This window comes from Sutcliffiella rhizosphaerae (genome assembly GCF_917563925.1).
Classification (GTDB): domain Bacteria; phylum Bacillota; class Bacilli; order Bacillales; family Bacillaceae_I; genus Sutcliffiella_A; species Sutcliffiella_A rhizosphaerae.
In genome coordinates this window covers 1-20866 of sequence record NZ_CAKJTJ010000009.1, presented here as the reverse complement: position 1 = coordinate 20866, position 20866 = coordinate 1, and the positions used below count along the sequence as shown (strand labels likewise).

At 39.9% G+C, this 20866-nt stretch carries 23 protein-coding genes and 1 pseudogene; 18 read left to right on the top strand and 6 right to left on the bottom strand.

All coding sequences use genetic code 11. The annotated features are described in order from the left end of the window. Positions 1–148: 148 nt before the first annotated feature. The 5 genes from LRP81_RS10125 to LRP81_RS10105 all read left to right on the top strand — a co-directional run bounded on the left by LRP81_RS10125 (position 149) and on the right by LRP81_RS10105 (position 5875). Positions 149–571 carry an RNA polymerase sigma factor gene (locus LRP81_RS10125; RefSeq protein WP_230501160.1) on the top strand — a complete coding sequence of 141 codons (423 nt, stop codon included), beginning with the start codon at positions 149–151 and terminating at the stop codon, positions 569–571. Continuing rightward, a complete protein-coding gene (locus LRP81_RS10120) occupies positions 549–788 on the top strand; it encodes a hypothetical protein (protein ID WP_230501159.1) in 240 nt (79 codons plus the stop codon). Before LRP81_RS10125 ends, LRP81_RS10120 begins: the two co-directional genes overlap by 23 nt. Continuing rightward, a complete protein-coding gene (locus LRP81_RS10115; RefSeq protein ID WP_230501158.1) occupies positions 767–1237 on the top strand; it encodes a hypothetical protein in 471 nt (156 codons plus the stop codon). The genes LRP81_RS10120 and LRP81_RS10115 overlap by 22 nt, the downstream gene beginning before the upstream one ends. A gap of 327 nt (positions 1238–1564) precedes the next feature. Continuing rightward, a complete protein-coding gene (locus tag LRP81_RS10110; RefSeq protein WP_230501157.1) occupies positions 1565–2428 on the top strand; it encodes an alpha/beta fold hydrolase in 864 nt (287 codons plus the stop codon). A gap of 228 nt (positions 2429–2656) precedes the next feature. Beyond that, positions 2657–5875 carry a hypothetical protein gene (locus LRP81_RS10105; RefSeq protein WP_317987060.1) on the top strand — a complete coding sequence of 1073 codons (3219 nt, stop codon included), beginning with the start codon at positions 2657–2659 and terminating at the stop codon, positions 5873–5875. A 20-nt stretch (positions 5876–5895) separates the two neighbouring features. On the opposite strand, the gene LRP81_RS10100 is transcribed toward LRP81_RS10105, so the two are convergent. Both LRP81_RS10100 and LRP81_RS10095 read right to left on the bottom strand, forming a co-directional pair. Continuing rightward, positions 5896–6084: a hypothetical protein gene (locus LRP81_RS10100; protein ID WP_230501155.1), complete on the bottom strand. Its 189-nt coding sequence runs from the start codon at positions 6082–6084 to the stop codon at positions 5896–5898. Then, positions 6075–7004, bottom strand: coding sequence for a ketopantoate reductase family protein (locus LRP81_RS10095; protein WP_230501154.1), 930 nt, complete (start codon positions 7002–7004; stop codon positions 6075–6077). The genes LRP81_RS10100 and LRP81_RS10095 overlap by 10 nt, the downstream gene beginning before the upstream one ends. Positions 7005–7116: 112 nt before the next feature. Here LRP81_RS10095 and LRP81_RS10090 point away from each other — a divergent pair, with 112 nt between their 5' ends. Both LRP81_RS10090 and LRP81_RS10085 read left to right on the top strand, forming a co-directional pair. After that, positions 7117–7572, top strand: a complete 456-nt coding sequence (locus LRP81_RS10090; protein WP_230501153.1) for a GNAT family N-acetyltransferase — start codon at positions 7117–7119, stop codon at positions 7570–7572. Then, positions 7569–8328: pseudogene (locus tag LRP81_RS10085) on the top strand (SAM-dependent methyltransferase). The gene LRP81_RS10090 and the pseudogene LRP81_RS10085 overlap by 4 nt, the downstream one beginning before the upstream one ends. A gap of 19 nt (positions 8329–8347) precedes the next feature. Here LRP81_RS10085 and LRP81_RS10080 read toward each other — a convergent pair. Both LRP81_RS10080 and LRP81_RS10075 read right to left on the bottom strand, forming a co-directional pair. Continuing rightward, a complete protein-coding gene (locus tag LRP81_RS10080) occupies positions 8348–9010 on the bottom strand; it encodes an O-methyltransferase (RefSeq protein ID WP_230501152.1) in 663 nt (220 codons plus the stop codon). Between the two features lie 368 nt (positions 9011–9378). Continuing rightward, positions 9379–10209, bottom strand: coding sequence for a MerR family transcriptional regulator (locus LRP81_RS10075; protein ID WP_230501151.1), 831 nt, complete (start codon positions 10207–10209; stop codon positions 9379–9381). A 166-nt stretch (positions 10210–10375) separates the two neighbouring features. On the opposite strand from LRP81_RS10075, the gene LRP81_RS10070 reads away from it, so the two are divergent. Continuing rightward, positions 10376–11014: a flavodoxin family protein gene (locus tag LRP81_RS10070; protein ID WP_230501150.1), complete on the top strand. Its 639-nt coding sequence runs from the start codon at positions 10376–10378 to the stop codon at positions 11012–11014. A gap of 84 nt (positions 11015–11098) precedes the next feature. Continuing rightward, positions 11099–11257, top strand: a complete 159-nt coding sequence (locus tag LRP81_RS10065) for a hypothetical protein (protein WP_230501149.1) — start codon at positions 11099–11101, stop codon at positions 11255–11257. A gap of 55 nt (positions 11258–11312) precedes the next feature. Here LRP81_RS10065 and LRP81_RS10060 read toward each other — a convergent pair whose 3' ends face one another. Next, positions 11313–13154 (bottom strand): M4 family metallopeptidase, encoded by a 1842-nt coding sequence (locus tag LRP81_RS10060; protein WP_230501148.1) that lies wholly within the window; start codon positions 13152–13154, stop codon positions 11313–11315. Between the two features lie 277 nt (positions 13155–13431). Between LRP81_RS10060 and LRP81_RS10055 the strand changes: the two genes are divergently transcribed. From LRP81_RS10055 to LRP81_RS10020, 8 genes are all read left to right on the top strand, one after another. Beyond that, on the top strand, positions 13432–14016 hold the full coding sequence (locus LRP81_RS10055) for a GNAT family N-acetyltransferase (RefSeq protein ID WP_230501147.1): 585 nt from the start codon (positions 13432–13434) through the stop codon (positions 14014–14016). A 228-nt stretch (positions 14017–14244) separates the two neighbouring features. Then, on the top strand, positions 14245–14997 hold the full coding sequence (locus LRP81_RS10050) for an aminoglycoside adenylyltransferase domain-containing protein (protein WP_230501146.1): 753 nt from the start codon (positions 14245–14247) through the stop codon (positions 14995–14997). Between the two features lie 26 nt (positions 14998–15023). Then, entirely contained in the window at positions 15024–15512 is a 489-nt protein-coding gene (locus LRP81_RS10045; RefSeq protein WP_230501145.1) for a GNAT family N-acetyltransferase, read from the top strand. Further along, positions 15509–15868 (top strand): YybH family protein, encoded by a 360-nt coding sequence (locus LRP81_RS10040; protein WP_230501144.1) that lies wholly within the window; start codon positions 15509–15511, stop codon positions 15866–15868. The genes LRP81_RS10045 and LRP81_RS10040 overlap by 4 nt, the downstream gene beginning before the upstream one ends. 27 nt (positions 15869–15895) lie before the next feature. Next, positions 15896–16672 (top strand): Cof-type HAD-IIB family hydrolase, encoded by a 777-nt coding sequence (locus tag LRP81_RS10035; RefSeq protein WP_230501143.1) that lies wholly within the window; start codon positions 15896–15898, stop codon positions 16670–16672. A gap of 11 nt (positions 16673–16683) precedes the next feature. Further along, positions 16684–17229: a GNAT family N-acetyltransferase gene (locus LRP81_RS10030; protein WP_230501142.1), complete on the top strand. Its 546-nt coding sequence runs from the start codon at positions 16684–16686 to the stop codon at positions 17227–17229. 5 nt (positions 17230–17234) lie between these two features. After that, positions 17235–17783 (top strand): GNAT family N-acetyltransferase, encoded by a 549-nt coding sequence (locus tag LRP81_RS10025; RefSeq protein WP_230501141.1) that lies wholly within the window; start codon positions 17235–17237, stop codon positions 17781–17783. A 20-nt stretch (positions 17784–17803) separates the two neighbouring features. Beyond that, positions 17804–18364 carry a tetratricopeptide repeat protein gene (locus tag LRP81_RS10020; protein ID WP_230501140.1) on the top strand — a complete coding sequence of 187 codons (561 nt, stop codon included), beginning with the start codon at positions 17804–17806 and terminating at the stop codon, positions 18362–18364. Between the two features lie 193 nt (positions 18365–18557). Here LRP81_RS10020 and LRP81_RS10015 read toward each other — a convergent pair whose 3' ends face one another. Next, entirely contained in the window at positions 18558–19841 is a 1284-nt protein-coding gene (locus tag LRP81_RS10015) for a uracil/xanthine transporter (protein WP_230501139.1), read from the bottom strand. Positions 19842–20013: 172 nt separating this feature from the next. Between LRP81_RS10015 and LRP81_RS10010 the strand changes: the two genes are divergently transcribed. Continuing rightward, positions 20014–20730: a YebC/PmpR family DNA-binding transcriptional regulator gene (locus tag LRP81_RS10010; RefSeq protein ID WP_230501138.1), complete on the top strand. Its 717-nt coding sequence runs from the start codon at positions 20014–20016 to the stop codon at positions 20728–20730. The last annotated feature ends 136 nt before the right edge of the window (positions 20731–20866 follow it).

Genomic DNA, 20866 nt, shown 5'->3' with positions numbered 1-20866 from the left:
AACGTCTATATAAAGATTCTATTAAAATAGGGGGAGTTAGAATGTCCTCGTACAAAGTGAACGATGTGGAAGACTGGTATAACCAATACCATCAACCATTTATAAATACATCATTCTGTTGGTAATAGACAGTCAGCAGGCAGAAGATTTGGTATATGAGACCTTTGTGAGAGCCTATCAGCAATATCATACATACAAAAGGCAATCCTCACCGAAAACGTGTCTTTTTAAAATTGCTCATAACACTACCATTGATTATCTCCGAAAAATGAAGCCTATCAAACTATTTAATCAAGTATTCCAAACGAAGGAGCGTGCCGAATCTACAGAAGACATTGTCGTGTTAAAAGAGAACTCCCGTGAACTTTATGAAGCGTTAAGTAACATGAAGGAAAACTATAAACAAGTAATTATTTTGCGGAAAATTAAAGGTTTTTCTATTTTGGAAACAGCTCATATTTTGAACTGGTCTGAAAGTAAAGTGAAATCCACGTTACATCGTGCACTTGATATACTGGCAAATAAGATGCGTGAGGAGGGTTTTGGTTATGAAAAGAAAGCTAGACGATAACTATCAATTGGAGCAATCACTTAAAAGATTAGAATATGATATGGAGTATAGCTTAAATCGGTCCGATATGGTAAAAAAGAGAATCCTTACTCATATTCGTAAAATATCTAGACGAAGGAAGGCAACAGGAATATTGATTGCCGTACTTGCCCTATTTATTTTGCCCTATTTATGGTTGGAGGAATGTCCACCCTTTTGCCAAATCACACACCTTTAGCATTATTACAACAAGAAGGCAGTGCCGAGCATGTGGAAAAAGCTATATATCCTCTGGATGTTGAAGATAAAATGGAAGCGATTATTGGGGAACCAAGTGTTTCGGGCACCTTTGCAGCCTATTTTTATAAGTTTGAGGATCATCCTGCATTCTTGATTCAAATTCATACGCAGGAATTCAAGAAATCACCAGATGACATGATGGAAAGTTTATTACCTCATAAGAAATATCCAGCAACATCCTACAAATCGGAGGAAGTAAAGATTGGATCTTATCGCGGGATACTCACAGAATCCTATCAAGAATATGGAGGGATTAATTTAATAGTAGTAACAGAGAATGTGCTTTACAGTATTAACCCTGGAGTTCAAAATAAGAACCTCACACAAGCAGAAAAAGAACAATTAAAGGAAGATTTAGTGAAGCTAGGTAATTTGTTGAATTATTAGGCTCTTTACTAAAAACAATTTGCTTGAAAACGTTCGAATTATTTTAGAATAGATGCAGGAAAAGAGCACAATTGTACCGCCCGTAAAAGTCTGTGAAAAAAACCAATTATTTAAGAGGACAGATTTTCATGTTATAATAAAATCTGGTGTAACAACCTATTATATATTTATAGGAGAGTGCCAAATATGATTATTAAATACATTCGTTTACGTTAACCTCAGGTGCATTCCATCTTAGCTCATTCATTTTTTTGCGTAAAATGAATAGGTTTATTTGAGTGTACCTAATTCAAACCTATCAAATTTGAATGAAAAGAGGAAAGAATCATGAGTGAAAAGATAATGAAAATTAACGGTATTGATATATGTACAGAGAGTTTTGGGAACCCTTCCAAACCAGCTATCTTATTAATAAATGGGGCTATGAATTCCATGGTCTATTGGGACGAGGAATTTTGCCAACAATTAGCCGATACAGGGAGATTCGTCATCCGATATGATAATCGTGATGTAGGACGGTCTACTACGTATGAACCTGGTACAACTAACTATACAGTGGACGATATGGCGAACGATGCTGTCGGAATCCTAGATGCATATACTATTCATCAGGCACATCTAGTTGGTATGTCACTTGGAGGCATGATTGCACAAGTCATAGCCTATAACAATCCTGAAAGAGTCCTTAGCATGACAACGATTGCATCAAGTCTTTTTGGAGCAGATGAAAACGACCGTGACTTACCAGGAATGGATCCGAAATTGTTCGAGTTTCACGCTAAAGGTGCTACGTTGGATTGGTCAAATGAAGAAGAGGTTGTGGACTACTTAGTTGAAGGGGCAAAAATGCTTTGTGGCTCCAAACATATTTTTGATGAAGAGCGTGTCCGCAAGCAGACAACACAAGATTTTAAACGTGCAAATAATCTACTAAGTATGTTTAATCACGCAACACTTACTGGAAATGACTTTTATGAAAATAAAATCAAGGAAATAGAAGTTCCAACATTAGTGATTCACGGTACAGAAGATACTATTCTTCCATATGAACACGGTTTGGCATTGGTGAATGAACTGCCCAATTCAACGTTACTGACGCTTGAGGGAGCTGGTCATGAAATTCATCCTGATGACTGGAAGGAAATAATTAATGCTATCGACACCCACACATCATTTGCTAAAGCGGATTAATGCGAATAAATTAAAGAGGAAGGCGCCTTCGAACAACCATGTTCGAGGGGGCTTTTTATTTTCATGAATGTAACTAACTTTAAGAAAAATAGAGTAGTAAAGAAGTAGTAATAAATTGTATATTTAATAAGGATAGATTATTTCAAAATAATGGTCTTTGTTTGATAAAAACAAGAGCATGAAGTTATAAAGTAGTGGATGAGCTATGCAGAGGAAAGGTGTATCAATGTGAAATCAATCGTTAAAATAGGTATATTTTGTTTGCTATTGGGAGTGGTTGCATCTCCATTTGTGTTGTGGTTCCTGACACCTTCAACGAAAATGGGTATTTTAATAATAGATAAAACGGTCCCAGATCAAACATATAGGGAGCATCTTGGCTTAACCTGGGCACTGAATCATCTGAAGATAAAGAAGGATGACGGTACTAATTATCAATTACATGAGGATTATGTTGGGTACCATCCAGCCGCAGATGGTTCACATACTATTAAAGGCTATCCAGAGGGAGAAAAACACGATTTTATCTATGTTGCAGATGGATATGGGGTGTATTCAGAGGATCTTACAACAGGTAATCCAGAAGGAGAGCGATCTGAACTTATATATGGAGGCATGACATTAGAGGATGTTACATATATAAAGCAGCAGTTATATGAACACGGATCAACATTAATTGGGGAATTTAATACATTTGGTAGCCCTACACCAGATGATGTGAAGGAATCTTTTTACGAAATGTATAATCTTACATGGACAGGGTGGATTGGTCGCTACTTTGAAGATCTATCTAATGAAGAAGTACCTGTCTGGGCAAAAAAAAATTATGAAAATCAGTACAATAACGAATGGTCCTTTACAGGAAAAGGGGTCGTGTTTGTAGACGATACCGATAAAATTGTCGTGTTAGAAGTAGAAGAGATGGAAGAATCCTCTGTCCGTTTTACATTTACAGAAAAAGGACAGGACGTTTTTGATTCTCACGAGGAAGCCCTTTATCAATATTGGTTTGATGTCATTATTCCGAAAGATGATACTGAGGTCCTTGCATCGTTTTCACTTTCTTTAACAAAGGAAGCAGAGGCTAAGCTAGAGGAGAATGATATTCCAGCAGTGTTTCCTGCTGTCATTCATCATCAAAATGCTACTTTTGAAAGCTACTATTTTGCTGGTGATTTTGCAGATCAGTCGGATTTACCTTCCCTCTATCAAGCTTATGGTTTGCCGACTTGGAAAAAATGGCAAGCATCAAAAAATACGGCCGAAGCCTTCTACTGGAGAATCTATCATCCTATGTTAAAAACGGTTTTGATGAAAGAAAAAAGTGAACACATAGCGAAAGAGGCACCTCAACCAGTGGTTAGTTCGGATGGGAATTCAAGGCTAGCAGGAATGGTAGGTTCCACTTATCTACAAGTAAATAAAGATGGAGAATGGGAAGACTTTCTTATAAAAGGTGTGAATATGGGGATTGCAAAACCTGGTACTTGGCCAGGTGAAACGGCTATTACGAAGGAAGAGTATAGTCGTTGGTTCCAATACATTGGTGACATGAATGCTAATGCTATTCGTATCTATACCATTCATCCACCTTCTTTCTATGAAGCACTTGCTGAATATAATAAACTTGCAAAAAATCCAATCTATCTATTCCATGGTGTCTGGCTGAATGAAGAAGTCTTTTTGGAAACTGCAGATGCTTTCGATCAAGAGAATGTAGAGGAATTCCAAAAAGAGATTAGAAAAACCGTTGATTTAATTCATGGAAATGCAGATATAAAAGAACAACCTGGACATGCAAGTGGGAAATATACCGCGGATGTTTCCTCATATGTATTAGGCTGGGTTTTAGGCGTCGAGTGGGATCCTGACGTAGTATTAAATACAAACGAAAAGCATGAAGGAATTCCCGAATATACCGGTGAGTATATCTATACGGAACAGGCGGAACCATTTGAAACGTGGTTAGCGGAAATGATGGAGTACACCATTTCCTATGAGTTAGAGAATTATCAATGGCAGCGCCCAATGAGCTTCACCAACTGGGTTACAACGGATCTTCTTACCCATTCTGATGAGCCGTCAGAAAAAGAGGACATGGTAAGTGTGAACCCAAATTTAATTCATGCCCAAGATACATTTGAATCAGGTATCTTTGCATCCTATCATATCTATCCTTACTATCCGGATTTTCTTAATTTTGAAGAGCGCTATGTCAACTATGTCGATCACCGTGGGGAGAAAAACAACTATGCCGGCTATCTACAGCATATGAAAGAGGTCCATGAGATGCCTCTATTAGTAGCCGAGTTTGGTATTCCTGCTTCCAGGGGTAAAACCCATCACAATGTATATGGCTGGAATCAAGGAGGAAACACAGAAAAAGAACAAGGGGCATACATTACCCATCTGTTTGAAGATATAGTCGAAGAAGAAATGGCAGGGGGATTAATATTCTCATGGCAAGACGAATGGTTTAAACGGACATGGAATACGATGGACTTTGATAACCCTAATCAACGACCGCATTGGAAAAATGTCCAAACAAATGAGCAGATGTTCGGACTATTAACCTTTGACCCGGGAACAGAACCCATCATCACCATCGATGGCAGGAAAGGGGATTGGGAGAAGCTATCATCAGGATCGGTCTATAACCCGTCATCTATCATAACAGGCATGCAAGTAGCCCATGACGAAGGATATCTCTATGTGAAAATGGATGCTCCGATTGAAGATAACGAATATAAGATACTGTTTAATATCTTGGAAAATCAAGGCCAGGCCACTGTTCCTTCCACATCTAATTACCAGACTGAAGGAATAGACTTTGTCCTTGAAGTTAACGGAGAAGACAATTCTAGACTACTCGTTGACAGCTATTATGACACCTTTTACTATATGTACGCACATCAGCTACAAATGATTGAAACACATGATTATGCCAATACCAAAAACAACGGCACTTTTCACCCAATTCGCCTTACACTAAATAAAGAGTTGGAAATTGGAGGAACAAGAAAGGTAATTCCTTTTGAAAGCTATGAAACCGGAATTCTACGCCATGGCAATGCAGATCCGAACGCTGAAAATGCTGACTCTTTAGCCGATTTCTTTTTGAATAAAGAAGAGCAATTCATTGAAATTCGAATACCGTGGGCGCTATTAAATATTAAAGACCCATCACATCTTGAAGCAATGGGAGATGTTTGGTCGGAAGGCGGCCTAGAGAACAGTGAGTTCATAGATGGAATTCGCATCGGCGCCATCGCGGTGTCAGACGGAGAAGTAATTGACAGCTTGCCTGCCATGGTTGGAGATACAGCTAAAAGTGCTGACTATTATTTATACCAATGGCAAAAGTGGGAACAACCAACTTACCATGAACGATTAAAGGAATCGTACTTTATGATTCAGGAACTATTTGAACTGCTCAAGGTCCGCTAAGGAGACCTTGGGCAGTTTTATTATTGTCTAGTAAGTGTGGGGGAGGTGTCGAGTCGGCTTTTGTTGAATATTGTCGACTCTTCGATATCCCCCTGTTTTTCGTCGATATATTTTATATTTCCGTCGATAAGAGGGATCGGACCGTCGATATCTATTTGCTTTTCGTCGATATATGGAGCCCTTCCGGAAACTTCTCCTTTTAACCCCACCTAAACCCCATCTGCCTCTCATATATCTTCAAATTCGCATAAATTTTCTCTAAAGTAGGAGCGGCTATTCCGTTTTCCTTTGCAATATTCAACAAATACCCATAAAAGTGATCTGCCTCGACAGGTAATCCCTTTTCCATATCGCGCTGCATGGATGACTTTATTGTCGCTTCAATGGAATGGAGCTTATCCCAGTTATTTTCTACGATTTCCTCCCCTAGTGGTGCACCAATACTCCTCATAATTTGTTCGGCTTCCTGCAACGTTTGTTTCATAGTGAGAGCACCAAGGCTTTCGTCGCGTATTGGGCCAAGAGGTGACCGAAATAGCGTCGTTATTCCAGCTAGAGTAGTAATAAATAAGTATTTTTGCCACATTGCTTGATTAATATTGTCAGAAAGGACAAAGTTACTTTTCGTCTCACTGAATGCTTCCGTTATTCTTTTAATCCGTTCTGTCTGCTCACCATTTCTTATTCCGAACACCAAGTCATGAATGGCGCTTGTTTGGACAACCGCACCATCTTGATCTAATGTTGCTTCCACAAAACAAAGCCCACCAAGAATAGTTTCTTTTCCAAAAGCATGTGCTAATTTTTCTACATGTGCCATCCCATTGAGTAGTGGAATGATCAAGGTGTCAGCTCCAACATATGGTGCAATATCTGAAATTGCAGCATCCAACTGATAGGCTTTCATCGACAAGAGAATGACATCATACGGCTCCGGTTGTTCCCCGCTGACAAGCAACTGAGGTCTAAGCAGTGCATCCCCATGCTGACTTTTTATCACTAACCCGGTTTTCAATAGCTGTTCTTTTCTTCTATTCCTTACTAAGAAGGTGACATCTTCCCCTTTTTCTAACAGTCTACCTCCAAAATAACCTCCAACAGCGCCAGCTCCAACCACAAGAACTCTCATAAGCAACCCCTCCTGAATTTGTATGAGTTGATTGTAACAGGTTTTCTCTTATGAGGCTTTAAAAACGTCTTTAAAGTTAGAATATTTGGTATATTAGAAGTGGGGTGAGCTTATGGAGATTATTTTAACTAAAGCAAACACACTGGAAACGGAAGCATTATCGGACCTTGCTTTGCGTTCAAAAGCATATTGGGCCTATGACAAAACGTTTATAGAAGCTTGTCGGGAAGACTTGACGATAACGAAGCATTACATAGAAAATAACCCAACTTACGTGCTGAAAAATAAAAATGAAATGCTAGGCTTTTTCAGTTTTGATAGGAAACGTGGTAAATTGGACTTTCTTTACTTAGATCCAAGTGTTATTGGAATGGGCATAGGAAAAAAACTTTGGGTTCATGTTGTAACGACGGCCGAGGGTCTAAATATGACAAGCTTTGAGATTGACAGTGATCCTCACGCAGAAGCATTCTATATAAAAATGGGGGCAAAAAGAATAGGGGAGATTGAATCGACTGTTTTTAAAGGAAGAAAGCTTCCTTTATTAAAATATGAGGTAAAAAAATGAACACAGACAAAATCTTTCAACAATATCTACAAGAGGCGGAGACCCACTTTTCTGGGTGGAATTTTTCCCAAATCACAAAAACCGGGAGAATTGCTTATGGGATGCTACCTTGGTCATATGGGAGTATCGCAAGTACATTAATGGTACACGCAAGGTCCATGCTTGATATGGGGTGGAGGAGAGCTACTGGCAAAATTTCAGCCATTTCCACAGACTGTATGTGCTACCGAGGGCTACGAGCCAAATATACCTATTGCCATTGGAGCCGCAAGGGGTAAAGGTCGTGGAGGTAAAAGAAAATAACAAGCTTCAGTTTCCGGATCAATATTTTGACTTAGTCATTAACAAGCATGAAGAATATGAACCTGGCGAGGTCAATCGAGTTTTAAAAAATGGAGGGGTGTTTCTCACACAGCAGGTTGGTGTAGATGATTGTAATCAAATTAATAAGTTGCTAGGGGCACCTATTAACGATGAATATGCTCATTGGGAGCTAGAATTTGCGGAAAAACAGAAGGAGCTGGATTTAATCTCCACTTGAATATAAAAGAACACCCTGTTCAGCGTTTTTACGACGTAGGGGCACTTATCTACTACCTGAAGGCAATTCCTTGGCAAATAAAAGATTTTAGAGTAGAAGACTACATGGATAGACTGTATGAGATTCATTGGCAAATAGAAAAGGATGGCTACTTAGACATTAGGCAGCACAGATTTATTTTAAAAGCAGTAAAAAATACACGAACTCTGTTTTGATGCAGAGTTCGTGTGTTTTTCATTCCACAATACTAATACTGAAGCCATCATAGCCTTTAGAGCCGACCGTTTGCAAGGACGTGGAGCTTACATGATCAAGTGTCGCAAGGTGATCAAATAAGGCACGCACACCCGCTACACCGGTATCCTTGCTTTCCTTGTTGATGAGTTCACCATTTCGGATAACATTGTCCGTGACGATGACCGTTCCTCTTTTGGAAAGCTTCAGTACTGCTTGGAAATAAGGCACACAGCTTTCTTTATCTGCGTCAATAAAAACAAAATCAAAAGGCTCTTCCTTGGAAACAATCAATTCTTCTAATGAAGCATGTGCACTACCGAGCTTGATTTCAACTAAATGGTCGAGTGATGTGTTCTGCAGGTTAGCTTTCGCTACTTCGGCATGATGAGGGTTAATTTCGAGTGTGATAACTTTTCCTTCTGGCTGTACTGCTTTTGCAAGCCAAATGGTACTAAAACCGCCAAGAGTCCCAATTTCCAGGATCCTTTTCGCATCTTTCATTTTGGCTAAAGTATAAAGGAACTTAGCCTCGTTTGGAGAAACATCAATGGCAGGCAGCCCCTGCTCTCTATTATGGTCAAGTACATGCTGAAGATCCTCATCCCTGCTTTGCGTCTTCCTTTGAATATAATCGTCGACTTTACTCCAAGTATTCTCCACTCATCAACACCCTTTCCGTTCAAAGTTACTTCTATTTTGCAACAGATTTTTTGAGATTGGAAGAGATTTGCTAGGGAGATGTTGTGTCTGCTAGTCTGCTGCGTTTCAGAGCAGTTATCGATAGATTCCAGAGGTTATTCGATATATTCGAAGCCTCATTCGATATATTGTCCGGTTTTTTCGATAGATTCAAGAAAGTTACCTTATTTCCGTTCAAAAAAAGCAACAGCAGCCACGGTCATTGGTCGCACCAAGTTTGCTGTGAGATTATTGATAGTTACGGTAGCTTTTGGACTTAATTATTATTAATGTTTACACGGCGACTGATATAGATATCACCCAATCTTATGATTCAGTGGAGAGCCATCCTATTCCACTGGCACTTGAATTTCTGTTACCCATTCGTTGGCATCCTTTGTTATCCATTCTCCTTTATGGTAAATCTCGCGGACTGGACCGCTAATGGTGTAGCGGTTTTCGGTAATCCACTTTTCCAGGCTGGCAAAAGTTTCTCCTATTCTTGAGAATGGCCCTTTATGAACGATGCTTGCCATTTTTTCAACCCTTGGCAATTCGTGTATCGCGACTTCTGTAGATGCCGGAACTTCTCGATATAACGGTTCGACTACTTCCATGTCAATTGATTCGGCCATGTTTACGTATAGGCCGCTATGGTAAATGCTCATACATGGAATGGAACATTTTGCACAAACGACATCCAGGTGGGCATGCATTTTCATCCAAAGTTCTTCACAAAATTGATCAAACGTTTGTTCAACCGGGTTTTGAGTTTTGCGAATAGATGCTACCAACATCGGTTCTACTTGTTTTAATGTAATTTCGTTCATCAATGGTATCCCTCCATTTTTAATCAAAAATAGGTTGGTGCGGAGACGATTCAATCTGCTTGTTTCTTCGACTATGTATGCTTCGAGGGCTTGTGCCTTCTCTTCAAGCATTCGAATTAGCTTATTGTTCACAGGGGCACCTATTAAAAATGAAGCAATTTCCTCGAGAGAAAAGCCAGCATCCTTAAGTGCTAGCACTTTATTCAACTCAATCAACTGGTCTGCGCTGTAATACCGGTAATTGGTCCAATCATCTTTTCGTACTGGCCTTAGGATACCAATATTTTCATAATGGTATAGTGTGTGAACAGATAATCCGCTAAGTTTTGAAAATTCTCCGATTTTATACATACAATCTCCTCCACAACCAAACGGTCCAGATGTGCACCTCTGGCGTCATATTCAGATTAAGGTCTTGGGTTACCCGAAGGTCAATAGCTATTGTAAAAGAAAATGGAAAACATTACAAAGCTTTAGTAAAAGAGGATACGGGTAATGCTTACTATTTAAGGACAGGATGGTGTTAATAATGGTAAAAGCTTTATTTTTAAATTGCTCATTAAAATCTTCAAGTGAAGAGTCCAACACGGAAGGTCTCATGAAAGAGGTAATAAACCATTTCGAAAAAGAAAATGTCGTATCAGAGATTGTAAGAATAGCTGATTACCATATTGCATTTGGAGTAAGTGAGGATGAGGGACCTGGTGATGAATGGCCAGTCATATTTGAAAAAATTAAACAGGCAGACATACTAATCTTAGGGACTCCGATTTGGCTTGGAGAGAAAAGTAGTGTGGCAAAAATGGTGATGGAGCGGCTTGATGGTGGGAGTGGATTAACAAACGAGAAGGGACAAAGCATCTATTATAACAAGGCAGGTGGCGTTGTAATTACCGGTAATGAAGATGGTGCTAAAAATGCGGCCTCTTCCATTCTTTACGGATTATCTCATATAGGTTTTACGATTCCTCCTAATGTGGATACATATTGGGTAGGAGAGGCAGGTCCAGGTCCATCGTATATAGAAGCAGAAGGGTGGAAGAACGATTTTACGATGGATCATGCAAAAATGATGGCATACAACCTGACCCATTTTGCTCGGTTGCTAAAAGAGCAGCCCATTCCGGCAGAAGGTAATGTCGTGGAGCAAGAATAATATTTTTGAGTTGTGCCATTCAACTAAAGGAATCCCCTTTTCTTATGTAGAATAATAGAACAAGTGAAAAGAGGAGGAATCACCTTGTTAGATGGCATAATCCTGACATTGGTTATTGTTTGCGCTACCATTTTTATCAGTCATGTTTCGAAAGAAGCGACTATTTATATATTACTTATTGGCTTTTCTATTTCTAATGTATACATGCTTAATATGATTAGAAAAAGTCGTAAGAATGACTAAAAATATGAAACCAGCGCGCATCCCTAAGGACACTGGCGCTGGTTTTTTCCATGCATTAAAACTGAGGAGCTCTTGGATTGTCGTTTACAGACCATCCTTCATATAAACCGATGTCATCAAATGCACTTAGGAACGCATTGTGCTCGTCACTGCCTTCTCCGTAAAGGTCAATGGCAGATTGCAGGATTGCTTCACGGAACTCCGCGAAGGATGCATCATAATGCAGGTAGTCGTAAGCACGATACCAAGTGTCTGCTACTACAGTTCTACCCATGCCATATTCTACAGCAACTAGATAGGCAGAGTGTTGTAAAATCGTACAGTTGATGTGTACGCCACCGTTGTCCATGTTGGCAGGTAGGTAGTAGTACTCATCCATATGTGCTGGGTAGCGACCTTCGCCATCAATACTGTACGGCCAATATTGGGCACCAACTGGGAATTTTCCAGGGTCTTCGTTACTACGCAGCGCGGTTCTACCGTTAGCTAGCCACTCAGCTCCCATAATGTCTTCCCCTACATCCCAACTGCTATCGTCGACAATCGTTGCAAAGGTGTCAGAGTATGCTTCGTTGATGGCACCAGTTTCAAAACGATAACGCAGACCACCGTTATAATGCGTGATACCATGTACCATCTCATGAGCAGTAACGTCTAGGGACGCAAGTGGAATGAACTGTTTCCCATCTCCATCTCCATATGTCATCATGGCAATTCCGTTACTCCAGAATGCATTGTTATACGCTCTACCGTAGTGAACGCGAGAATTAATCGCCATTCCATTTCCGTCTAGGGAGTTACGTCCATGCTTTTCAAGGAAGTAGTTATAAACAATGCGTGAATTCGCATGGGCATCTACTGCTGGACCTTGTCCAACCGCTTCCCATGAGCTACTGTCACCGGAATATTCAACATCTTTCCAAGACGCACTTTTATTGGAATATAACCAAATTTGGTTGGCCGTATTTTTCATGTTATAAGTGAAGATTCCACCCATCTGTGGGGTAGTATAATCAGCTAGGAAAAAGTGAGTACCATTTCCAAGCTCAGGATCTTTTCCATGGGCAATGTTTAAAAGCTTTGTAACGCCTTTTGTCCCAAGCCCTGACCCTCTAGCAGGCTTTAAAGCACCATCGTTATTCTTTTTAGGATCAGCCTGTAATGCTGAGGAGCCCTCTACTGAATTAGAACCAAGAATATCTTCAAAGAAACCTAAGCCTGTCATTGCGTTATACTTGTCCAAAACTTTTCCATTTTCTGCATCTACATACACATACCAGTTCCCAGGCTCGCCGTCAAAAAACTCCAAATTGACTCGATAAGCCAAATGGTATTCATCTTCTAAAGGATAAATAACTAACTCCGAGCTCTCCACAGGCACTTCCGATGGAGCATCTACTTCTGCTTTTGCCTCAGCCAATGCTTCCTCTGCTTGTAGAGAAGGAATTGTATTTATTTTCAGTGACTCTAACTCTGCATCATAATTACCGTTTACGGTAGTGACGACATTATTTTCATCAAAATGAACATTTAATTCGTTACGATCTACAGGAACACCATTTTTCGTCTGTTGCAAACGAACATGTGTCATACCAAGTTCATCCTTGGTTGTCCTAACTTCCTTCAAATCATTTTCCGGATTATTCATGTTAAAGAAATCCTTATGTTTTCCAAGAAACTTCATTGCATTCTGGCTGTCTGCTTTTGCTTGCTTTTCAGATAAAACTCCTGCTACAAAAGTAGGTGGACCTTGTTGTTCGCTATTGTCGACAATCCTCACCTTACCATTTTTCTTAAACTCTTGGAGTGAGCTTGCCGCATTGGAAGATGGTCCGCCAGAGAAGAGCCCTGCAAAAATTAAAAACACAATGGCTGCCAAAATAAATAATTTTTTCAAAACTAGTTCCCTCCTTTTTATTTAGTAACACGAAATGACATACTTATCGTAAAAGAAAAGTCGAGAAACGTAAACAGACTTTTCTGACTATTTTTAGCATATACAGACTTTAAACTTCGAAAAAATGGCCCAAAAGACAAATTTCCCTATGACTTATGGTACTGTAATTAGTTAAAGCGTGTAGGGAAAATAACCTGTTTTTTCGACAAAAAGGGAGAAGGAAAATGAGTTTTTCACACGATTTTAATAGATTCGTCATATAGACTTTTGCGAATATATGTATATAATAGGAAAATATTACTTGTTTTTAGATGGGGGAGATACAATGGAAACAGAAAATTTAATTTTACGGAGACTACAATTGGATGATGCTGAGAGAGTCGAAGAGCTTGCAAGCGATTATGAGCTCGCCAAAACGACCCTTTACATTCCACACCCTTATCCAAAGGGCTCAGCTGTCGATTTTATTAAAAAAGTCTGGCAAGGCGAGGAAACAGGATTAGTAACCTTTGCCATTGTAGAAAAAGAGAGTAAGAGTTTGATAGGCGTCATCAACATTAATCAAACATTAGCATTTAAACGTGGCGAACTTGGTTACTGGATCGGTCGCCCTTATTGGGGAAAAGGCTACGGAACAGAAGCAGCAAAGGCTGTTATGGAATATGGTTTTGAAGAGCTCCAGCTGAACAAAGTGTTTGCTGGTGCCTTTGCCGAGAACCCAGGCTCTTGGCGCATCATGGAAAAAATCGGCATGAAGCATGAAGGTATATGGCGTCAACATGGCATGCGTGACGGTAAATTTATTGATTTGACGTATTATGGGTTGTTGAGGGAAGAGTATGAGGAGAGCAATTTGAAGTAACTTGTCCATTTTACAAAGAGTATTTGTTTTATTTATGTCGAAAATGTTATATGGAAAGACTTTCTGGAGGATTCGGACAAATAAAGGTGTGATTTTGACAATTATCCATTGTATTCGGCCAAAACAAGAGTTATTTCACCATTTTAAGGAAGGTGAAACAAGAGACATACTTTCATTCGGACAAACTAGGCAGGAATTCGGACAAATGGAACAAGGAGGATCTAGATTTTGAACACTTTACCTATCAGTGTCCGAAATACCTTGGACTTTTATATAAAAGAAATTAACCAACTGAATGTCATTACCGGTCTTTATCTTCACGGATCTATTGCTCTCCATGCCTATGAGGAGGGAAAGAGCGATATTGATTTTGTAGCCACTACAAGTCGAGCACTTACTGAACAAGATGCATATAAGTTACTAGAAATCCACGAAAAACTTGCCCTAGCATGCAACAAGCCGCTGTTAGACGGAATATATATTCTAGCCGATAACTACGATGACGAATGCTACTACTACAATGAAGGTAGATTTACAAAAACTCCTCATCATGTTTCCATCACTTGGTGGCTTTTGAAAAACAAAGGAATTACGATCTTTGGGCCGCCTCTAAAAATTACAGTTCAAACGGATGACTTATTAGTATATGTTAAAAGAAATATGAATGAGTATTGGGGCGAAAGAACAAATGAATTAGAGGAACGATATAAGGGTGCTCCGACTCATTTAGTAGAAGAGGAAGTAGAATGGACAGTCCTAGGTATGCTGCGCCAATATTATACGTTACAAGAGCATGATATTATCTCAAAGCTTGGTGCGGGAGAGTACGGATTGTCAACTTTAGATACACAATGGCATCCCTTAATTCAGGAAGCAATAAATATTCGAAAAGGAAATCCAAAACGATACTTTGCTACTAATGAAGAGCGTATGAAGAAAACTATTGACTTCACAAAAGAGCTGATTCGTTTTAATGGATAATTTAAAAGAAAATGGTCGGTGATAGGATGGTTAATTTAGTTGCATATCACAGTGGTTTTGATAAAAGTCTCGAAAACTATGAGCTTACAGAAGATCAGGTGAAGTATACGGAGTATCCGAAGCAGGCACTTCCAAAATGTGAGCAAGATAGTGGAAGGCATCCGGTGATCATAGAATTAAACGAGGAAGCAGCAGGTTTTTTTGTTTTATACCAGGGAGAAGAATTACCGACATATACTGCGAATGAAAATGCTGTATTATTGCGAGCATATTCTGTTTCATTAGGGTTTCAAGGACAAGGTATAGCGAAAAAGTCACTTGCACTATTACCTCAATATGTAAAAGCTACTTACCCGGAAGCAACCGAAGTAGTGTTAGCTGTTAATCATCGGAACGAGATTGCTCAGAAGGTATACTTGAATGCCGGATTTACTGACACTCACAGGATAGTAATAGGAAGAATGGGTGAGCAATTTATATATCAATTAACGCTTAAGGAGGAAGAGCATAATTGAATCATGAACAAGCTCTACATGCATACATAGAAGCAACGAATACGCACGATTTTACTCAAGTGGAAAAACATCTTCATCCAAACGCGGTTTATTGGTTTACAAGAGAAACGTGCACCACTATTTCAGAGATTCGTAGTTTTTTTGAGAAAACATGGGACACGATCAAAGATGAGAAGTATTCAGCGGAAAATGTGGAGTGGATTGTCGCAGAAACACAAACGGCGGTTTGTCTTTACACGTATCGGTATGAGGGATACCTTAATGGAGAATTTGTTTCTGGAAGCGGAAGAGCGACCAATGTTTTTGTAAAAGAAGCAGGAAATTGGCTGTTGAAACATGAGCATTTGAGCCGATAAAAAGAGAAACTCATAAGGAGGCGGGCCATGCAAACAAGCTACAAAATTGCTTTTTTTGATATCGATGGCACCATTACCAATCACGAAGACGGTACCATTTCTGATAAAACAAAAAGTGCAATTAAATCGTTAAAAGAAAAAGGAATTCAAGTAGTGGCAGCGACAGGAAGACCCTTGTCCATGTGTGAAGAAATCCGTGAACTAGGAATAGACACTTTCATTACGGCCAATGGGGGTCATGTGAAGCATAAGGAAGAAGTCATTCATAAGGTGCCATTAAATCCAAAAGTACTTAAGGAAGTATATGAATTTGCAGCCGAGCAAAATCATGGTCTCTCTTTTTACACAGAAGGATTAAAGGTGAACGGTGTCAGAGAAATTAGGTTTGCCCAAGCGTTGAAGGAGACGCTATTTCTTGCCGATTATCCTTCTGAATTGGACGAAACGGAGGAGGAAGTCTATCTGCTATGCCTATTTGCCGCAGAAGATATGATGGAGCCCTATAATGAAAAATTCCCTGACTTAACTTTTAGAAGATGGCATCCTTTTGTTCTCAATGTACTTGAGGAGGATGTTTCTAAATCCCAGGCAATCATAAATCTACTAGACTATTTTGGTGTCGATAAGTCAGAAGCTATCGCATTTGGAGATGGGGAAAATGATATTGATATGCTAGAACTCGTAGGTTTTGGGGTGGCAATGGGAAATGGCAGTGAGAAACTAAAATCAGTTGCTGATTATGTCACCAAAAAATCTAGTGAGGACGGAATTTACTATGCATTAAAACAACTACAAATTATTTAGGGGGATTTATCATGTTTGTACATAAAATAGACGAAGAACTATCATTGAAACTAACAGAGGAAAAAGATGCAGAAAGACTATTTGAACTAACCGATAATTCCCGCGAGTACTTGCGTGAATGGCTACCGTGGCTTGATTTCACAAAAAACGTGGAGGATTCCCGCAACTTTATCAAAGGAACTAGACAAAGCTATGCAGAAAATAAGGCAGTTACCACCGTTATTCTATACAAAGGAGAAATTGTTGGGGCTGCTAGCTACAACACGCTTGATTGGACCAATAAAGTTGCCTACATTGGCTATTGGCTTGATAAAGATTATCAAGGAAAGGGCATCATGACAAGGGTTGCGTATGCTTTAACGGACTACGCAATTACGGAACTTGGCATGAACAGAGTCGATATTCGGGCTGCTGAGAACAATTTGAAAAGTAGAGGAATTCCAGAGCGCCTGGGCTTTACGCTAGAGGGGAAAATCCGTCAAGCAGAGTGGCTGTACGACCACTATGTGGACCATATAGTGTACGGAATGCTTGCGGAGGATTGGAAAAAGAGGTGAAGGGTATGGCCTTTTATATTTGGGAAGGAACGAAAGTCAGGCTACGACCGATAAATGTAGGTGATTGGGAAAAATACCATCTTGATGGAATGGATTCCGAGATTGCGAGATTAAATGATGCGATCTATGGACCAAGAACTGAAGAGGGAACGAAGGAATGGGCAGCCTCGGAAGCAGAAAAAGGATGGGATGGTCATAACTTCCGCCTAGCAATTGAGACGTTAGGAGGGGAGCTTGTCGGTAGTATTTCTACAGATAAATGTGACTTGCAAAACGGAACCTTCAGTTATGGACTCAGCATCTTCCGTGACCATTGGCGTAAAGGGTACGCTTCAGATGCCATTCATATAGTCCTGCGCTACTTTTTCAACGAGCTTCGCTTTCAAAAGGTGAACGCATCCATTTATAGTTTTAATGAGAGCTCGAAAATTCTTCACGAACGACTTGGTTTCCAAGAGGAAGGTCGCCTTCGAAATATGGTGTACACGAATGGGAGTCATCATGATTTGCTCATTTTTGGAATGACAAGGGAGGAGTTTTTAAAAACTGATTAAAATACTTAGGGGGATGTTCTTTGCTGAATGAATTGAAAGAAAAGCTAGCAGAGATAAGTAAGTATATATACATGGATGTTACGGATAATCTTCATGAGAAAACGTCTGACGTAGGAGCATTCCAAGAAGTAATTAGAAATGCAACGGTGCTTTTAGATAAAACAGAGGATGAAATGGAACGTCAGTTTCTCCTCGGTACGTTAGGAAACTTGAATCGAATTATCGGAGTGCCAGAAAAAGCGATCACCCATTTGACCGAAAGTCTTGCTATTGCTAGAGAAACAAAGGATGTGCCGAGGGAAATTGCCGCATTAATTCGTTTAGGGGAAGCAGTAAAATATGCTTTGCGGCAAAATGAGGCATTAGCATTGTTTGATGAAGCATTGGAAAAAGGTGAAGGAGAAGCTCACAAATATATGGACTTCGCCTTACAGCATAAAGGGAAATGCCTCCTTGAACTAGAACGCTATGAAGAAGCAGAAAACAGCTTTTTAGAAGCCCTGCGACTGCGCAAAGAAAAAGGAGATCAACCTTTGATAGATTCCACACAACTTGCCATCGATTTTGTTGAAAATAAGTAATTAAAGTGCCGTTCCTATTGGGATTCGGCACTTTTAGGGTTGCAGAAAGACATCGGAAAAATAGCAGAAGAATATGTCCTAATCAAGCAATATTAAATCCGAAATTCCCCATAATAAATCCATTTTCACCATTATTAAATCCAAAACCTGCAATATTTAATCCGATTCATCAGTGTAGTCCTTTACCCTGGGGTTAAATATATTTCCGCCAATCCGTCACTTTTTCCAGCACCACGGAAAGAAGCACGCCAATAATTAGGCCATTTGCTATAAATGGCTGTAACAAAACTGGCAGCGAGCTAAACACTGCAGGAGAGGTATTCATTAAACACACACCTAACAGGACTGGTAAAGCCAAGCGGAAAATGGTATCTGAGTTGAATTCTGCACCATTCAAACTAGCATAAGCTGTGCCGAAAAGCTGCAGGTATGCAACAAACAATACCGCATTTCCAACCGTCATGGGCATCGTGACGAGAAAGGATGTAAGTGGTGGCACTAAGCCAATCACTGCAAGTAGAGCGCCACCAAAAAAAAATGGACGTCTTTCTAATATTCGCGTACTTTGTAAAAAACCAATTGTCGAGGTGAATGGTGTGTACGGAACTAAACCAAAAAGTGATGCAATTAAGGAAAAGAACCCTGTAAAAAAGAACGAATTGCGAAATTGTCCTGGCTCTGCTTTTTCTCCGTGTAACGTAGCTGCTGCTTGCACGGATGCAATCGTGTTACTTAAGTTCAACAATCCAGCGAAGAATGCAACAGCAATAATTCCTACTTCCAAATTTGGGGCTCCTAATGGAAACAATACAAAGGAAAATTCAGCTGCTGGTGCTTCAGGACTACTGCCAGGGAATAAGAGAACATATAAAATCCATCCGACTACAATACCTATTAGGATAGAGAAGTTTCCAACGGCTCTTGGTGCTTTTATTTTCAGCAAACTAACGAAAATAACGAGCGCAACAGAAAGCATACTAACAGGAACATTCATGGCTCCATCCTCATTTACCCCGAGCATGCCTTGAAAAAATACCATCATAAGTTGAAAGGTCAGCAAGAAAAGATATACAGTCATCACCATTGGCGTGAAAATACGCGGCAGAATAGAATTCCATCCGAAGATTGCCATAACCATCGTTAAACCAGACGCAAGTAACAATCCAGTGGCAACCCCACCACCAATTTCTGTGTAGCTCATTCCGAGCGAAGAAGCGGTCAATCCAAGGTTCAGCATCACACCCCAGAGGAGACCAGAATGTCCTTCCAATAACGGATAGCGATGCCCCTTCCAGCCTTGAAAAATGCAGGCAAGCCCCGTAAATAATAGCGATGCACTAAGCATTGTCTTAGTGGCCTCAGGAGAAACATCAAAAGCCGCTCCAACCGAAAGTGGAACGACTATCGTGTTGGCGAAAATAAAAAAAAGCCACTGCAAAGATGAAAATAGTGTAAAAGATGAAAAATATTTATTCATAAGAAATAACCGCAATGCCTACATTGCGTCCTCCTAAATTAGAAATGAAGATTCAAGATAATATTATCACACTATACCATTTTTTCATGCCATAAAAACTCGAAAGTCTCCAGTCAATTAATGTATAATAGGAGAAGTTACATTTTTGAATATTGAAAGAGAGTGAATATATATGGGTCGTAAATGGAACAACATTAAGGAAAAAAAGGCTGCAAAAGATGCAAATACAAGCAGAGTATACTCCAAGTTCGCACTTGAAATCTATGTAGCTGCAAAGCAGGGAGAACCTAATCCTGAATCCAACATGGCACTGAAATTTGTTCTAGAGCGTGCTAAAACCTACAACGTACCTCGGAACATCATTGACCGAGCAATTGATAAAGCAAAAGGTGCAGGGGACGAAAAATACGATGAACTACGTTATGAAGGTTTTGGACCAAACGGTTCTATGCTCATTGTCGATACATTAACAAACAATGTAAACCGTACTGCTTCTGAAGTCCGTGCAGCATTTGGGAAAAATGGCGGAAATATGGGTGTCAGCGGTTCCGTTGCCTACATGTTTGATGCAACTGCAGTCTTTGCATTTGAAGGTAAATCTTCTGATGATGTACTTGAAATCCTAATGGATGCCGACCTTGACGTGCGCGACATCATGGAAGAAGAGGATACTGTCATAGTGTATGCAGAACCAGACCAATTCCATGCAGTTCAAACCGCATTAAAGGATGCAGGAATTGAAGAATTCACGGTAGCCGAGCTTACCATGCTAGCGCAAAATGAAGTGGAGCTCTCTGGCGATGCAGAAGCACAATTTGAAAAACTAATTGATGCACTAGAGGATTTAGACGACGTCCAACGTGTTTACCACAATGTCGATTTAGGGTGAATGTGTAAATGAAAAGAGGCTGGGACAAAACTAAAGAACACAAACAAAAAGACGAACAATATAATGGCCGACAATAAATACCGCTATTGATTTCCGTGCAAGACTTCGCTTTCCGCGGGTGACCCGCGAGCCTCCT

Bases quoted from the DNA above. Each gene is read 5' to 3' on its own strand.
- LRP81_RS10075 (WP_230501151.1), bottom strand. From the start codon at position 10,209: ATGTATAAAATCGGAGAATTTTCAAAACTTAGCGGATTATCTGTTCAC.
- LRP81_RS10015 (WP_230501139.1), bottom strand. From the start codon at position 19,841: ATGAATAAATATTTTTCATCTTTTACACTATTTTCATCTTTGCAGTGG.
- LRP81_RS10055 (WP_230501147.1), top strand. From the start codon at position 13,432: ATGTATATAATAGGAAAATATTACTTGTTTTTAGATGGGGGAGATACA.
- LRP81_RS10035 (WP_230501143.1), top strand. From the start codon at position 15,896: ATGCAAACAAGCTACAAAATTGCTTTTTTTGATATCGATGGCACCATT.
- LRP81_RS10045 (WP_230501145.1), top strand. From the start codon at position 15,024: ATGGTTAATTTAGTTGCATATCACAGTGGTTTTGATAAAAGTCTCGAA.
- LRP81_RS10070 (WP_230501150.1), top strand. From the start codon at position 10,376: ATGGTGTTAATAATGGTAAAAGCTTTATTTTTAAATTGCTCATTAAAA.
- LRP81_RS10120 (WP_230501159.1), top strand. From the start codon at position 549: ATGAAAAGAAAGCTAGACGATAACTATCAATTGGAGCAATCACTTAAA.
- LRP81_RS10090 (WP_230501153.1), top strand. From the start codon at position 7,117: ATGGAGATTATTTTAACTAAAGCAAACACACTGGAAACGGAAGCATTA.
- LRP81_RS10025 (WP_230501141.1), top strand. From the start codon at position 17,235: ATGGCCTTTTATATTTGGGAAGGAACGAAAGTCAGGCTACGACCGATA.
- LRP81_RS10110 (WP_230501157.1), top strand. From the start codon at position 1,565: ATGAGTGAAAAGATAATGAAAATTAACGGTATTGATATATGTACAGAG.
- LRP81_RS10095 (WP_230501154.1), bottom strand. From the start codon at position 7,004: ATGAGAGTTCTTGTGGTTGGAGCTGGCGCTGTTGGAGGTTATTTTGGA.
- LRP81_RS10030 (WP_230501142.1), top strand. From the start codon at position 16,684: ATGTTTGTACATAAAATAGACGAAGAACTATCATTGAAACTAACAGAG.
- LRP81_RS10010 (WP_230501138.1), top strand. From the start codon at position 20,014: ATGGGTCGTAAATGGAACAACATTAAGGAAAAAAAGGCTGCAAAAGAT.